The organism is Paenibacillus sp. FSL R5-0527 (assembly GCF_038008055.1).
In the GTDB taxonomy this organism is placed as follows: Bacteria; Bacillota; Bacilli; order Paenibacillales; family Paenibacillaceae; genus Fontibacillus; species Fontibacillus macerans.
Window position 1 is genome coordinate 1,522,403 of the sequence record NZ_JBBOYI010000001.1, and the last position, 14,769, is coordinate 1,537,171.

General features: G+C 52.3%; 14 protein-coding genes and 1 tRNA gene. 5 read left to right on the forward strand and 10 right to left on the reverse strand.

Annotation, left to right across the window (positions count from 1 at the left end):
• Positions 1 to 4 precede the first annotated feature (4 nt).
• Positions 5 to 2,815, forward strand: a complete 2,811-nt coding sequence (locus NYE69_RS06645; protein ID WP_340925320.1) for a beta-mannosidase — start codon at positions 5 to 7, stop codon at positions 2,813 to 2,815.
• Between the two features lie 3 nt (positions 2,816 to 2,818).
• Here NYE69_RS06645 and NYE69_RS06650 read toward each other — a convergent pair whose 3' ends face one another.
• The 4 genes from NYE69_RS06650 to NYE69_RS06665 form a co-directional block, all read right to left on the reverse strand.
• Positions 2,819 to 3,898 carry a hypothetical protein gene (locus NYE69_RS06650; RefSeq protein WP_340925322.1) on the reverse strand — a complete coding sequence of 360 codons (1,080 nt, stop codon included), beginning with the start codon at positions 3,896 to 3,898 and terminating at the stop codon, positions 2,819 to 2,821.
• 138 nt (positions 3,899 to 4,036) lie between these two features.
• Entirely contained in the window at positions 4,037 to 6,055 is a 2,019-nt protein-coding gene (locus NYE69_RS06655; RefSeq protein WP_328271611.1) for a Na+/H+ antiporter, read from the reverse strand.
• 146 nt (positions 6,056 to 6,201) lie between these two features.
• On the reverse strand, positions 6,202 to 6,726 hold the full coding sequence (gene nrdG / locus NYE69_RS06660) for an anaerobic ribonucleoside-triphosphate reductase activating protein (protein ID WP_328271612.1): 525 nt from the start codon (positions 6,724 to 6,726) through the stop codon (positions 6,202 to 6,204).
• On the reverse strand, positions 6,723 to 8,708 hold the full coding sequence (locus NYE69_RS06665) for an anaerobic ribonucleoside triphosphate reductase (protein WP_340925326.1): 1,986 nt from the start codon (positions 8,706 to 8,708) through the stop codon (positions 6,723 to 6,725). The genes nrdG and NYE69_RS06665 overlap by 4 nt, the downstream gene beginning before the upstream one ends.
• Positions 8,709 to 9,017: 309 nt before the next feature.
• On the opposite strand from NYE69_RS06665, the gene NYE69_RS06670 reads away from it, so the two are divergent.
• The 3 genes from NYE69_RS06670 to NYE69_RS06680 all read left to right on the forward strand — a co-directional run bounded on the left by NYE69_RS06670 (position 9,018) and on the right by NYE69_RS06680 (position 10,136).
• Positions 9,018 to 9,536, forward strand: a complete 519-nt coding sequence (locus tag NYE69_RS06670) for a hypothetical protein (RefSeq protein WP_340925328.1) — start codon at positions 9,018 to 9,020, stop codon at positions 9,534 to 9,536.
• Between the two features lie 36 nt (positions 9,537 to 9,572).
• The gene (locus NYE69_RS06675; protein WP_340925330.1) at positions 9,573 to 9,872 is read left to right on the forward strand and encodes an MTH1187 family thiamine-binding protein; all 300 of its coding nucleotides are present in this window, start codon (positions 9,573 to 9,575) and stop codon (positions 9,870 to 9,872) included.
• A 191-nt stretch (positions 9,873 to 10,063) separates the two neighbouring features.
• Positions 10,064 to 10,136, forward strand: a tRNA-Thr gene (locus NYE69_RS06680).
• Positions 10,137 to 10,229: 93 nt separating this feature from the next.
• Here the strand turns inward: NYE69_RS06680 and NYE69_RS06685 are convergent.
• The 5 genes from NYE69_RS06685 to NYE69_RS06705 form a co-directional block, all read right to left on the reverse strand.
• Entirely contained in the window at positions 10,230 to 11,411 is a 1,182-nt protein-coding gene (locus NYE69_RS06685) for a site-specific integrase (protein WP_340925332.1), read from the reverse strand.
• A gap of 58 nt (positions 11,412 to 11,469) precedes the next feature.
• Positions 11,470 to 12,084 (reverse strand): ImmA/IrrE family metallo-endopeptidase, encoded by a 615-nt coding sequence (locus tag NYE69_RS06690; protein WP_340925335.1) that lies wholly within the window; start codon positions 12,082 to 12,084, stop codon positions 11,470 to 11,472.
• 81 nt (positions 12,085 to 12,165) lie between these two features.
• Positions 12,166 to 12,465 carry a hypothetical protein gene (locus tag NYE69_RS06695; protein ID WP_340925337.1) on the reverse strand — a complete coding sequence of 100 codons (300 nt, stop codon included), beginning with the start codon at positions 12,463 to 12,465 and terminating at the stop codon, positions 12,166 to 12,168.
• A 108-nt stretch (positions 12,466 to 12,573) separates the two neighbouring features.
• Positions 12,574 to 13,299 carry a hypothetical protein gene (locus tag NYE69_RS06700; protein ID WP_340925339.1) on the reverse strand — a complete coding sequence of 242 codons (726 nt, stop codon included), beginning with the start codon at positions 13,297 to 13,299 and terminating at the stop codon, positions 12,574 to 12,576.
• 46 nt (positions 13,300 to 13,345) lie between these two features.
• A complete protein-coding gene (locus NYE69_RS06705; protein ID WP_340925342.1) occupies positions 13,346 to 13,771 on the reverse strand; it encodes a helix-turn-helix domain-containing protein in 426 nt (141 codons plus the stop codon).
• A 154-nt stretch (positions 13,772 to 13,925) separates the two neighbouring features.
• On the opposite strand from NYE69_RS06705, the gene NYE69_RS06710 reads away from it, so the two are divergent.
• A complete protein-coding gene (locus tag NYE69_RS06710; RefSeq protein ID WP_340925344.1) occupies positions 13,926 to 14,201 on the forward strand; it encodes a helix-turn-helix transcriptional regulator in 276 nt (91 codons plus the stop codon).
• Positions 14,202 to 14,467: 266 nt separating this feature from the next.
• Here NYE69_RS06710 and NYE69_RS06715 read toward each other — a convergent pair whose 3' ends face one another.
• On the reverse strand, positions 14,468 to 14,731 hold the full coding sequence (locus NYE69_RS06715) for a hypothetical protein (protein ID WP_340925346.1): 264 nt from the start codon (positions 14,729 to 14,731) through the stop codon (positions 14,468 to 14,470).
• Positions 14,732 to 14,769: the final 38 nt, after the last annotated feature.

Genomic DNA, 14,769 nt, shown 5'->3' on the forward strand with positions numbered 1-14,769 from the left:
CAGCATGGAATTGTCGGGTCCTTGGAAACTGCAGCATTTTGAAGTAGGGGAAAAGCCTGCCCATGAACTGGCGGCGCCGGGGTTGGACGACCGCTTTTGGATCGACGCCGCCGTGCCGGGGGACGTGCATTCGGCGCTGCTGGAACGGAGCATCATCGATCCTCCGTATTTCGGGCATAACGATGCCAAATGCCGTTGGATCGAGCACAAGGAATGGTGGTACCGCACACCGTTTACATTGGACGCCGCGCCGGAGCAAGGGGAGCGAATCGAGCTTAAGTTCGAGGGGCTGGATACGTTTGCGGCGGTTTACGTCAACGGGCATGAAATCGGCAGGACGGCCAACATGTTCCGGGAGTATGTTTTCGACGTGACACGGATTGTGCGCGAGGGCTGGAACGTGCTGGCCGTCAGGTTCGATCCGCTGTATCTGCATCACCAGGACAAGGAACAGTTCGAATGGTCCTCCTATACAAAAGAACGGCCCTGGATCCGCAAGGCGGCAATGAATTTCGGCTGGGACTGGGGGCCGAGAATCGTGACCGCGGGCATCTGGGGCAAGGTGCACCTCACGCGCCGCAAGCTGGCCAAGCTGACCAGCGTGTACGCCTGCACGCGGTCCGTGGAGGCCGGGGAAGCGGTGCTTCATATTAGCGCGGAGGCCGAGGCTTTCCGGAAGGGGACACGGGCCGAGGCTGTGGTCCGCTTGCTGGATGCCGCTGGGCTGGAGGCGGCATGCGCCGTCCTGGCGGTCCTTGGGGACCGCCGGGCGGGACAAGGCGGCGCTGCCGAAGGCGCAGGCAGTTTCGTTGGTGAAGGTGATGACGGCGGTAGTGGCGTAAGCAGCACAGGCGGCGATGGCGGGGCAGGCAACACAAGCAGTGCCGGCAGCAGTGCAGGCAGCAGCGACGGCGGCTTGAGATGCGCCGGTGATAGCGGGGGCGAGAGCAGCCTGGGAAGCGCCGGTGCTAACAGCGGCGGGACCGGCAGCGGAACCGCCCACACCCATGGGGCCGGCAGAGCTTTTGGACGGGCCGAGACCGAGCTGCGGGTCCGCGCTCCCCGGCTGTGGTGGACGCACGATTTGGGCGAGCCGTACTTGTACACGCTGGAGGTCGTGCTGCGCGCCGAAGGCGAGGAGGTTGACCGCTGCATACAGCCGTTCGGCATCCGCACGCTGGAGCTTGCTCTGCGGAACAGCGAAGGCGGCAACGCGTTTGCTTTTATCCTTAACGGGGTTAAGGTTTATGCCAAAGGCGCCAACTGGATTCCGGCCGACAACCTGATCGGCTCGATTTCGGAGTCCACCTATCGCGGGCTGATCGATCTAGCGGTAGAAGGAAATATGAACATGCTGCGCGTCTGGGCGGGGGGCATTTACGAAAAAGATGTCTTTTATGACGAATGCGACCGGCAGGGCGTGCTGGTGTGGCAGGATTTTGCCTTCGCCAACGCGTTGTTCCCCGATTTCAACCAGGACTTTATGGACAACGTGCGGCACGAAGTCATCGATAACGTCAAAAGATTGCGCAACCGCGCGTCCCTCGCGCTCTGGTGCGGCAACAATGAAATCGACTGGCTGTACGACATGAAAAGCGCCGCCGGGGACATAACCGGGCCCTTTTTCGGGGAGCGCATTTATCATGAGCTGATTCCGGAGGTGCTGGCTGAGCTGGACCCGGCCCGCCCGTATTGGCCTTCTTCGCCTTACGGGGCAGGCGGCGGCTACGACGCCAACGATCCGCACACCGGAGACCGCCATAACTGGCAGGTGTGGCACGGTTCGGTGTATCCGCGGATGCAGGGGGAGAAGCCGCGGCTCGATTACAGCGTCGAGGGCGTAACGTTCAAAAATTATAAGCGGGATTTCGCCTTGTTCAGCAGCGAATTCGGCATGCACGCCTCAGCGAACCGCTACACGCTGGAAAAAAACATCCCTGCCGGCCAGTTTGTCTGGGGGAGCGCGGAGATGGCTTACCGCAACAAGGATACGAACCACCGCAAAGGCATTTTGCTGATGGAGGGCTATACCGGGATTCCCCGCGATATTGAGGAATACATGGATTTTTCAATGCTGACGCAGGCCGAGGGGCTAAAGTACGGGATTGAACATTTCCGGCGGAACCGGCATCGCAATAGCGGCGCGCTCGTCTGGCAGCTGAACGACAGTTGGCCGGGCACGAGTTGGTCCATGATCGATTACGAACTGCTGCCGAAGGCTTCTTTTTACTATGCCAAAACGTTCTATAGCCCCGTGCTGCTTTCGCTGGAGCATGAGCCGGGCGAACCGCTGAAGGTGTGGGTGGTCAATGACACGCTGGAGCCGCTGCGGGGGACGGTGGAGCTGACGGTGCACGCCTTGAGCGGCGGGGGCGCCTTGAACCGGGCCGCTTTTGCGGCGGACATTCCGCCGCAATCCGCGGTGCGGATCGGCGCGCTGGAGGAAGCGGCCGCCTTGCGCGGAGCCGCGCCGGAAGAGGTCGCGGCGGTGCTGACCGCCTCCGGTTTTGCCGCCCCGGCGAACCGCTACTACTTGCGCGACCCGAAGGATTTGCGCCTGCCGGGAACGCGGCTGGACGTGCGGGTGGACGAGGCGGCGCAAACGGTGACGGTAACCGCGGCGGGGCCGGGGGCCGCGCGGTTCGTGAAGCTGGAGCTGCCGCTGGGCCGCGTCCGCTATAGCGACAACTACTTTGACCTGCTTCCCGGGGAAAGCCGGACGGTGCACATAAGCCATCCGGAAGGGCAGCCGCTGCCATGGGCAAAGCTGCGGGTTTCCGCTTTGAACGGCAAACGCAGCACCTGCGGGATTTAAGGCTTAATCCGCATCTCCGGCGAGAACGCGGTCGCGGTATTGTTTTACCGCGGGGATATCGGTTTGCATGCCTTTTTCTTTGGTGAACACCTGCCAATCCGTACTTTTCAGCACGTTCAGAAAGCCTTGCACGGCTGCGGCCGTTTTTGTGCCCGGGTACGTTTTGACCGTGTGTTCGTAACTGGCTTTGACTTCGTCGGTTAACTTGAAGGTGTCGAAATCGAAAATCGGCGTATTGTCCAGCCCGTAAAGATAGGTGGTCAGATAGCGGGTATAAAACAGCTTTTTAGCTTGCTCGGCCTCAGGCGTACCTGCATACCGGGTAAAATATTGTTCGGCGGCGGCGGCCCGCTTGGCCAATTCATCCCAAGTGATGACGAGCCCGCCGTCGCTGGCCATTTTGGCGTCCGAATCCAGGGCGAGCAGCGCGATAAAGTCCTGCATTTTTTCGCTTAGCGCCGGATTGTATTTTTTAAGCGCTCCGTAGTCGACCACGGGAAACACCATGCCTTCGGCCGTTTCCAGCTTGTAGCCGCCGGCCAGGGCGCCCAGGACGGTTTGGCGGACGGCAGCGTCTTTGATCTGCTTCAGCTGTTCGTCCAAAATGGGCCAGCCGAGTTCGCCGAGCGCCTGGAGGACGGCTTCTTCGGCAAATTTATCCTGCGTTTTGAGCAGGTCTTCCCCGTAAAAAGCGAGCAGTTTCTGCATCAGCCGGTCGGCGTCGTCCTGGGGCAGGGCAGCCAAATGCTCATCGAAAAAGGCCAGATAGTCCTTGGCCTCGGATTGGCCGGCTTGCAGACGCTCAAACTGTTCAAGGATGCGGTTTTGTTCGGAGCCGGATGCCGCCGCAGCGCCATTTCCGCCATCGCTTCCGCCACCATTTCCGCCACCGCTTCCGCCGGCGTTTTCGCTTCCGTTAGCGTTGTTTGCTTGTCCCTGCCCCGGCGCGTTTTGCTCCGTACCGGTTGGCCCGGGTCCCGGGCCGGCAGCCCCCTTTTTATCGGCGCACCCCGTTAATAAAGCTCCCGCCAACATCGCGGTTACCGACAGTGACAGCATGATTTTTACAGCCCATTGCGACATTTGCAGGTACACTTCCTTCCGTAATTTATCTTGTTTACTTGACGAACCAGCGGGAGAAAAGGTTCCTTGCGCCGAAAAAAAGGGCCGCTCCAAAGGTTGGTAAGGCCAACCGGAACGCCCCTTTGTTTGCCATTCTTGTTATTCCGCGTGTTCGATCAGCGTGACGCTTTCGACCTGGTTGACCATTCTTCTGAGCTCCCTGGCCTGTTCCCAATTGATGCTGCCGGCTTCGTACATGTTGTGGATTTCCGCGCGTTCGGCATCCATCACCTGGATCCGCAGTTCTTCTTTTTGCGCTTCCATCTGTTCGCTGAATTGCGGCCCTGGACCGGTCAATTGGGCGATGACCCGCTTGTACTGGAGAATCACTCTTTGCAGGGCGGGGTCCTGTTCGTTTTCCCGGGTTAGGCCCTTCAAGTACTCAAGCGCCGCTTGCAGCGCCTCAACCTGGATTTTCTGGCCGGGGTGAAGCCTGGCGAACTGCCGGTATTTGCGGGTGGCCCGCCGCCAGTCGCGGACGGCGCTGCCGATAAGGAACGAAATCCGGGCGCGGGCGGTTCTGCAGAGCCCTTCTTCGCGAAGGTCCAGCGCCTTCTCGAAAGTTTCGAACATCTCTTTGCTCATTCCGCCGCTTTGCATCGTTTCGTGAATGTAATTCCGTTCGGCTTTTAACGCCCCAAGCTGGATTTCGGTCATTCTCCCCAAAGCTTCCGACCGCTCCAGCCTGTGGGCGTCCTGCTGAAGATACATGGGGCGGAACAGCATTTTGTATTCGTCCATTAATTGATAGGCGGCGGTTTTATTGTAATCGTTCATTTCGGCCTTGATCTTCTGCAGCGCGACCCGCAGCAGCCGGCTGCGGGCTTCGGCCATATCGATGTACTCGTCCGTTTCTTCGCCCTCGACCGCCCCTTTGCTGAACAGCGGCAGCAAGAGGGTAGCCGCGATCAGGGTGAACAAAATCACGCCCGCAGCCAAAAACAGGATGAGCGACCGTTCGGGAAAAGCCTGTCCGCTGGCGACCACGTACGGAATGGACAACACCCCGGCCATCGTAACGGCACCGCGAACGCCCGTCAGGCTGACCAGAAGGCTGTTTTTAACGGAAGGCTTGGGGGTTTCCTGCGACTTGGAGACCTTGTAATCGTACAGCGAGAAGAAATAAGACCAGACAAAACGAATCGCCAATATGGCAACCCCGATGGCCAAAACGTAGCCGATCGCCAGCGTATTGCCGATGTTGGGGTTTTCCACCGTGGCGCGCATGGACGAGGGGATGATCAGCCCCAGCAGCAGGAAGACGACCCCGTTCAGGATGAACAGCACGGTTTGCCATATATTCTCCGTCAAGACCTGCTCCTCGGCGAGCAGCGTTTCCGTTCGTTCCCGCAGCAGGGAATGGACGATGCCGCCCATGACAACCGCAATGACGCCGGAAGCGTGCAGGAGGTTTTCGGTGACGATAAAAATAAGAAACGGAGTCAGAATCTGCAGCAGCGAATGCAGGGTGGCGTCCTGAATGCCCTGTTTGCGCAGCGAAAACCGCAGCCAGGTCATGGCCAGGCTGAGCACGAGGCCCAAAACGGCGCCGAGGATAAACATGTATGTAAAGTCGTAAACGGCTTCCTTTAGCGAAAAATAGCCGGTCACAACCGCCGCGACCGCATAGTTGAAGGCAACCAGACCGGAAGCGTCGTTGATCAGCGACTCCCCGCGGACGAGATTCAGCACTTTGTCCGGAATATGAATCCGCTTGGCGATCCCGTTTACGGCAACGGGGTCGGTCGGCGACAGAATCGCGGCCAGCGCGAAGGCGGCAACGAGCGGGATTTCCGGAATGATCGCGTGGATGAAATAACCGCCGCCGATTGTGGTCAGCAGAACGAGGACGATGGCGTTGCCGAAAATGGGCCCCTTCATTTTCCACAGCTCTTCGCGGGGGAAGTGCCTTCCGTCGTTGTACAGCAGCGGGGCTACGAACAACAGCAAAAACCATTCCGTTTCGATCTCCAGATGAATCCCGTTGAACGCCAGCGCGATGGCGATGCCAAACACGATTTGGGTGAGCGCGGTGGGGATAAACGGAATGTAGTGGCTGATGATGTTGGAAACGACCAGACAGATAAGCAGTAAAATAACCGTAATCAACAAATCCATGTATCAAACTTCCTTCCCGAACGGATTGCTTTGCAAGTCGACATTATTCTATTATATCCCACTTTTTAAACTGAAGATTAACAAGCGCTTGGGGAGGCGTCCGAAAAAAAAAGAGCGCAGCCATCTGCGCTCTTCGAGGATCATATTTATCGCATGAACGGGAGGCTTGGCTCCCAAAGAACCGCTTGTCCGCTGTCCAGGCTTCGCCGGATATCGATCAGCCGTTGGTTCGAGCTGCCGCAATAGAGCAGGGCAGGGTCGCGAAGCTCTTGGACGAAACGCCCGTCCACCAGCACCTCGCAGCGCCGCAGCAGCTCATATTCGGGGGAACAGGGATGCTCTGTCAATTCCTCATACGTATACCCGCTGTAAATCCAAATCGAAATCGGCCCGGTTTCCGCCACAAGCCGGTCGATAAACCCGCTGACCTCGGCGGCGGAGAAAAAGGGGTCTCCGCCGAGAATCGTTAGACCGCTCAGCAGGGGGTTATTTTTAATGTCATGAATGATTTCCGCTTCCCGCTCTGGCGTAAACGGCTCGCCGTAATTGAAATTCCACGTCTCCGGGCTGAAGCAGCCCTTGCAGTAATGGCGGCAGCCGCTGATGAAGATTGCGGCCCGCAGGCCTTCGCCTTCATTGATGGATTCCGGGTAGTAGCCGCAAATATTCATGCGTCGTGTTTGACCCGGTCGCGGACTTCCGCTTGTTTGGCGGCGTTGAACCGCGTTTGGTAATCCCCCGTCAGATACCCGGTGACCCGGCGCAGGCGGCGGATGTGCACATCGTTCTCATGGCTGCCGCAGGAAGGGCAGGTCGCCCCGATGATGCCTTCGTAGCCGCAGGCCGAGCAGCGGTCGATCGGATGGTTGATGCTGAAATAGCTGACTTGCTGCTGCAGGGCGTATTGAACGATTTTCAGAAAAGCGGCCTGATTGTTCCGGGCATTGCCGTTAAGTTCGATGTACGAAATGGCTCCCGCGTTGCAAAGCCCGTGGAACTTGGCTTCCAGCTCGATTTTTTTTGCCGCGCTGATGTTGTAATACACCGGGATGTGGAACGAATTGGTGTAGTACTCTCTGTCCGCCACGCCGGGAATCGGACCGTAAACCGCGCGGTCGCGTTTCGTGAACTTTCCGGACAAGCCTTCCGCCGGGGTGGCGAACAACGTGATGTTCAGGTTGTGAATTTCGCTTTGGCGGTCACAGTAATCGCGCATGTAGGCGATGATTTCGTACGCTTTTTGATAGACCGCTTCATCCTCTCCGTGGTGCTTACCGTACATCGCCTTCATGCATTCCGCCAGCCCGATGAACCCGATCGACAAGCTGCCGTGCTTGAGCAAATCGCCGACAGGGTCCTCCGGTCCAAGCTGTTCGCCGCCTTCCCACACGCCTTCGCGCATCATAAAGTCGGATGCCTTGGCTTTTTGGGCCGCTTGAATTTTAAACCGATGCAGCAGCCCTTCCAGGGCGATGTCCATGTAATGCGTAAGCTCGCGGTAGAAACCGCGCTCGTCCGCCTCTGTCCGCCGTCCCAGCGCAATGCCGTGCTCGAGGCCCAGCTTGACCAAGTTCAGCGTGTTGAACGACAGGTTGCCTTTGCCGGAAAGATGGTTCCGGCCGAACCGGTCGGCCAGCACCCGGGTGCGGCAGCCCATCGTGGCGAATTCCGTGTCCGGATCGCTCGGATCGTAATGCATCAGGTTGAGTGGGGCGTCCAGATTGGCGAAGTTCGGATACAGCCGCTTGGCCGAGCATTCCACCGCTTTCAGGAACAGTCCGTAGTTCGGTTCGTCCGGGTTCTGGTTGACGCCTTGTTTGCATTTGAAAATCTGGATCGGGAAAATCGGCGTTTCCCCGCTGCCCAGCCCCCGCATCGTGGCCGTCAGCAGGGAGTTGATCACCATTTGCCCTTCAGGCGATGTGCAGGTACCGTAGTTGATGCTGGTGAACGGGATTTGCCCGCCGGCCCGGCTCGACATCGTGTTGAGGTTGTGGATCAGGCTTTCGGCCGCCTGCAGCGTTTCGGTTTCGGTTTCCTTCAGCGCAAATTTAAACGATTTCGGACAACGCTCCTGCAGGTCGCTGCGGCTCATCGAGATGTCTCCGTTCCCGGCCAATTCGGCGCCCTGGGCGCCTTCTTCGAAATATTCCAGGCCTTTGCGGAAATATTTCTCGAACGATTTGGCCACGTAGGGAGCGAGGTCGAAATCCAGCTTGTTGGCCGATACGCCGCCGTACTGGGAATTTTGCTGGGATTGGAAAATGATCGCCACCAGCGCCATCGCGGTCATGATCGAATTCGGCGGTCTGACGCTGCCGTTGCCGGTGTTGAACCCTTCGCGCAGCAGCTTTTCGAACGGAATGAAAATGCAGTTCGTCGTTCCGATCGCATATTGATCAAGATCATGCACGTAGACGATATTGTCTTGAATCGCCTGCACCACCCGTTTGGGCAGGATGAAATGCGTCGCATACCATCTGGCGTACTCGCTGCCGAATTTGCTCATTTTCCCCGAGAAGCTTTCGCCGTTCAAATTCGCGTTCTCGCGCAGCACCTCCAGGTTGCGGCTTTGAATGATTTCCTCGCCCATTTGAATGACTTCATCCAGCATGGTATCCCGGCCGGTGAAGGTTTGGTTTAGCAATGCCATATCTAAATGCTCCTCCCCAAAAGCTAATTTATTTAACGCTAAGTAAAAAGGCATCTCCAACCTGCCCAGGTTGAACATGCCCGAATGCGCTGCCTAGTGAAGACTCTTCTACAACTACAACGGCTGTCGATCCAATAAGGCATATGTAAAAGCTGCATACGGACATCCTGCCTGTTCCTCGCAGGTTTTAGTGTTTCACACTATATTTTGTTTCGCTGAAACAAGATTAGCACAATATATTGTGTTGAAAGTGTGACTTGCATCACATGGACAAGCCGGAAGCCGGGACAAAACCGCCGGAGCCCGCAGGTGATGCGCGGAGCGGGGAACGAAAAAAATTTTTTGATTTTTTTGGTGGCTCAACCTAGAAATCGGGGCTTGACAGCCGGTTATTGGAACGGCGAACCGTTCGTCGGCCGACTGCCGGTTGCTGGAACGGCTGACCGTTCGTCGGCCAACCACCGGTTACTGGAACGGCTGACCGTTCGTCGGCCAACCACCGGTTACTGGAACGGCCAACCTACTGGTCGACCGTCGGCCAACCACCGATTACTGGAACAGCCAACCGCCGGCCTTCAAAATAGCGGAACTTTATGTACTTATTATCCGGGGCTGAGCATGTTCATCCCCATTAGCGGAATTTTTTGTTCTTATTTTCCTATGAACGGTCCAGATTTCCGGTATTTTGTTACGGTCCGAGAAAATAGCGACATAAATTTCCTTTATTTTCTCAAATTGACGAATCTCGCCGGAATAACGACATTTTTTGTTCTTATATTTTTGAGCTCCTTTTTGTTTGTATTTACCGGCGGGGAATTGATAAAATAATATAGGAATAAATACAGTAAAGTGAGGGGAACGGAAATGGCGATTGCGGAAGTAACGGTTATTCCGATTGGTACGGGCAGCACCAGCCTAAGCTCCTACGTGGCCGAGCTGCAGCGGGTATTGGAGAAGCAGGAAGGCGTTAAGTTCACGCTGACGTCGATGAGCACGATCATTGAAGGATCGCTGGACGACGTATTTGCGGCGATCCGGGCGATTCATGAAGCGCCGTTCCAGTCGGGCGCCGGCCGGGTGTCGACTTCGATCAAGATCGACGACCGCCGCGACAAAGCGAGTTCGTCCGAGCAGAAGCTCCAATCCGTGAGAGAGAAGCTGTAGTGCAAGCGGCTTGGTTGTGGCAGCGCCATGTGTGTGGTAGGAGCACGTGGTTGTGCCGTTGCGCGGCACGCAATGCGCCGAAAGCACCACAAATTCCGGGCAAAACGGGTTTGCGTAAAATTTCCAAACTTTAGGGCTTGCATTTTTTAAAAAACGCGGTATAATAATTTTTGTTCGCTAAAAGTGAACTTGCTGATGTAGCTCAGCTGGTAGAGCAACGCATTCGTAATGCGTAGGTCGGGGGTTCGAATCCCTTCATCAGCATCTCCATAATGTCAAGAACGGCGCGGCCTCCGAGGTTTTCGGGGGCCGTGCTTTTTTGCGTGATAAGCCGATCTTCTACCATTTTTCTACCCTTTATTCGAGTAAAGTGGGCGATTCACTCGTTCCGAGCTCAGTTGTAGAGCTACCGGTTATGGAATCACCTATATTTTTTAATACCGCCTCCTGCAAATTAGGAAGGACGTGTGAATAGATGTCTAATGTGACCATCACGGATGAATGGCCTAAACGTTCCTGGACTATTTTTGGGTGAATACCCGCTTTTAAAAGTAAAGTTGCGTGCGTGTGACGGAGATCCTGGAAGCGAATGCGTGGAAAATCAGGGTGCTCCTCTTGAATTTTATCTAATATCCTATAAAAATTACGCATCAGATTTCTTGGGCTTAAAGGCGTCCCTACGCTTGTCTGGATAACCAACCCGGAATCTTTGTAAAGTTTGTTGTCTTTTTGTCTTTGTTGTTGTTTGGCAAACAGTGCTTCTAAAACTTCGGCTGTATGCGGAAATAGTGCAATCGGCCTTTCGCTACTATCCGATTTTGTATCGTCAAAATCATGCCCCCCGTCTTCAGACAGTGTATATGCTTGACGGACGGAAGCAATTTTTCTTTTCAAATCCACTTCGGTCCATAGCAATGCCAAAAGCTCGCTCTGCCGCATGCCAGTTGACGCTGCGATTTCAAATGCTTCGTAGTATTGGTCTTCTTTGGTTGCGTCCAGGAATATTTTTAGTTGTTCTTCATTAAGTACTTTAAATTTGGACTTTTTACCGGATGGTAATTTTACGAATTGGGCCACGTTTTGTTTAATGTGCCCCCAGGAAACCTCTCGACTTAAGGCATCATTAATAATGACGTGCACTTTTCTAATAGATCCAACGGACAGTTTCTCAAGCAGTTTATAATAAAAATCTTGGATGTGCTGCGGTCGTAATTTTAACACTTGGATTTTTCCGAGCGCCGGAATGATGTGGGTTTTAACTAACCATTCGTACGATTTCCAAGTATTATATTTTACCGTCGGTTTTTTATCCTCCAGCCAAACTTTGAGGATTTCACCAAACGTTTTTTTTGTGGGCTCGACGAAAGTTTCCTCATGCAAAGCCTTAAGGATGTCAGGCATGGCGAGTTCCGCTTGACGCTTCTTTTCAAATCCTCCATTGGGTCCCGAAAGCCACTTCCTTTTGCGGTTACCCGCCTCATCCTTCATATCAACAACGATATAGTACTTGTTACCCTTTTTTGCAATATGACCCTTCATAATGTCCTCCAACTATTAAATTTCACATTTTTTGACGACGGCCGGCAGCTTGTACGAATCACACAAGGCCATGATCTTCATAACCGGGCAACCCCCTTGCGATTAATTGGCGATCGAGTTGTTTCAGAATTCTTTTTGTTTCCTGGGACCACACAGGTTCATAAACTCGACGCTTACGTTTGCTCTCTCGATAGCCAAGTAATATGCGGCGTTGAATTTGATCCATTCGTATGGCAGCGAGATCGTAGGGGACACCAAACGTATCCATCAGGCAGGATATTGCTTCTGTGCGGCTATCAGGCATGATTAGCCGGGATACCATTGACGCCGGCATGGAAGCGTATAGGACAAACTGCTCGGCCTCAATTTCCTGCATCCTGGTGAATGATTCCGGCAAGGTCATTTGATTGCCTGCATGTCGGAGCAGGTGGCACAGCTCGTGTAAAAAGTCCAGACGTTGCTGATCTGGATCTAGCCTACTATCTAAGAACATGCTGTACATCCCAGGTACGGCTTCCAACGCCCGGCTGCCGACCGGTCTGTAGTGAACCCACACATTCAAGCGTTGGGCCAACTCTTTTACGGTGATATGGAGCGGGCTTGTGATATTAACCCGCTTGTAGGTCGCTTCTACGAACTCTTCCAAAATGGTCATTTGGTAGTAGTTAAACATGGTGATTTCCTCCAGTACGAGAATGTATGTTCGTTTTTGGGCTGAAAAGAAAAGCCGTTACCGGCTTAGGAATTGCAGCGATTATTTATTTTTGAGTTTTTCCAGACCGGCTTCTAGTTTAAGTTGCCGGCGGTTAAGAATGTCGATACTGTATTCATGGGTGTTAAGCTCTGATTTAATCTTCGTTTGGGAGCTGCCGAGTTCTTTTAGATCATCACGGGTTTCCAGAACAGCTCGCTTAATTAATGGAATGTCAGTCGTATCTGCTTTTATGGAACGGATGTCTTCCTGTATAAGTGATTGATTCTTTTCCAGTACATCCACTTTGTTTTCGATTGACTGAAGTTTCTCTAAAATTTGATTCAGGATTTGGTCGCTCACAAAGGCATTCCTCCTTAGTAATTTCATTATGCAAAAATTCAAGGCGTATAGAACTTTTTACAACAGCCCTGAAGAACTGATATGTTATGAGAATCGAGTTTTTATCTCTCAAGAGTCGTTAGCGTTTGTAGCAGTCAACATAACCACTTTTGTATCGTTCACTAGCTTCATGGTGTAACGAATTCCACTTTTGACTGTAGAGGTTCCATCTATAATTTTATTCGGATCACTTCCATCTAATCCTATTTCTCGAAGTATATCCTCTGTGTCAGTTGTTTCTAAGGTTGGATTTGTACCCATAAGGAACAATCCCATTGATACCATGATATCTTGTCCAGTCTCTTCAGTTCCGTCTCCCTCGACCAATAAAGAAATAATTTCAATATTTTTACTCTCATTGTAGGTGCCTGAGAGAGCGATGTTGTTATTTAGCAAATAATTAAAAGTCCCGCCACCTGCAGTTTCTTCTTTTGCCTCCATATCTTTAATGGAGAACCTGTCAAGACTGTATTTAGTTACGGCATTCTGATAATTTTCCTTAAATTCATCAAAAGTGAGCATTTCGCTGAATGAGTCGTTATTCGGCTGCTGCTGATTAGATGTTTCATCCGGCTCAAGGGACGATATTGTGGTCTGATTGTTCTGCGCATGAGAATCAGAATCAGACCTGGTGGCTTTATCATCTGGTGAAGGAAAAGCAATAAACACTACTACCAAGCTCAACAGGGAGACAAGAAACTTCCACCGGGCTTTCTTCTTTTGAATCTTAGCGGCAATACCCCAAATCAAGAACATAACAAAAGCAATAACACTGACAACGAAAATGAATGCCATTACTAGTTCAAATCCTTCATGAGACCCCATCGGCTGGGGGATTTGCTCAATCTTTCTGTCGATCCCCGGGCTTACGACCTCTTTCCTTTTCCATCAGAGCCTCGAAAATGATACGCATTTCTTCGCGTTTCTCCTCAGGGGCGCTCAGATAATTCTTAAAAAAGATACCGTGTTCCGGATTGCTGATGAATTCTTCGTACTCAGCTTGTTCTTTAGAAATCTGTTCTTGAGTTTTGTTGATATTCGCCTCGGGTGCAAATCCTGCCAATAACAACAATTCATCTACATCTGCGCCGTCTAAAGCATTTGCCAAAGAAATGATTTTATCTCTTGATGCTTGATATCTATCATTTTCAATAGAGCTTATGAATGAATAGCTTACACCGGATTTTTTCTCTAGATCCCGTAAAGACAAATCATTTTTAAGCCTCAGCTCTCTTATCAATTTACCAAGTCTCTTGGTATCTTTCACATGGCATCACCTAAAGTAAATATTAAATGTTTTGTATGCCAAAACACAACATACAACAAAATTATGTTCTGAAATTCAAAACATGTGTTGACATTCAAAACACAACGGTATATTATCTGTTTAGAAATACAAAACAGCAAGTGAGGTGATGCAAATGAGCACGGTGTTAGGGAATCACATTGCCCGGATCCGAAAGGAATTAAATATGACTCAACAGGAATTAGCTGCTCTCATCGAGATGGAAAGGACATCTTTATCTCAGATTGAAACGGGCGCTTATAACCCTAGTGCTGATACGATGAAAAAAATATCTGATGCATTGGGACGCCCATTAGGAGATATTTTTTTTAATCCGGATGTGTTGAAATTCAAAACAATAAGCGCTGATTTGAACGAACAACCTACAATATCCGAAAAGGACACGGCGTGAGGGGAGGTGGGGGAGGTGGAGCAATGTCCATGCTGTGCCGATTGCATGCCTCCTGATTTCCAAGGAGCAGTAGATAGGTTTCTTGAGGCGTTACATCAGAACGAAAACGCATCGCCTCAAGAAATGATCCCATATCTCTGTGAAGTGCTAGCAGAAGAATTTAAAAAAATGTCTGCATCCGATTTGTATAAGTATTACAAGGAACTGACTCTACATCCTGCTGAGTACGAGGTTCGATTAACCCTCGCGTTCCCGATAAAGAACAGTCAGTCTCCTGATAAAGATTGAACTGTGCTGAGTCCGAGATCGGTCAATTCATAATGGATAACGGTATCGAAAGGGGAGTATGACTCCAAGTTAAGGTTATTTGAAAGAACGCTTATTAATCCCTTGTCTACCAAGGATACTGCAGCATTGAAGTAATGCATGATTTCTTCAACATTGTTACCACGAATCTTGGTTCGGGAGTCATTGCTTTTTGAATAACTCTCGTAAGCAACATTCAGAAGTTTTTTCTCAAATCTGTCCAACGGGTTCACCCTCTTTCGCTTTGAAAATGGTAAGCTTC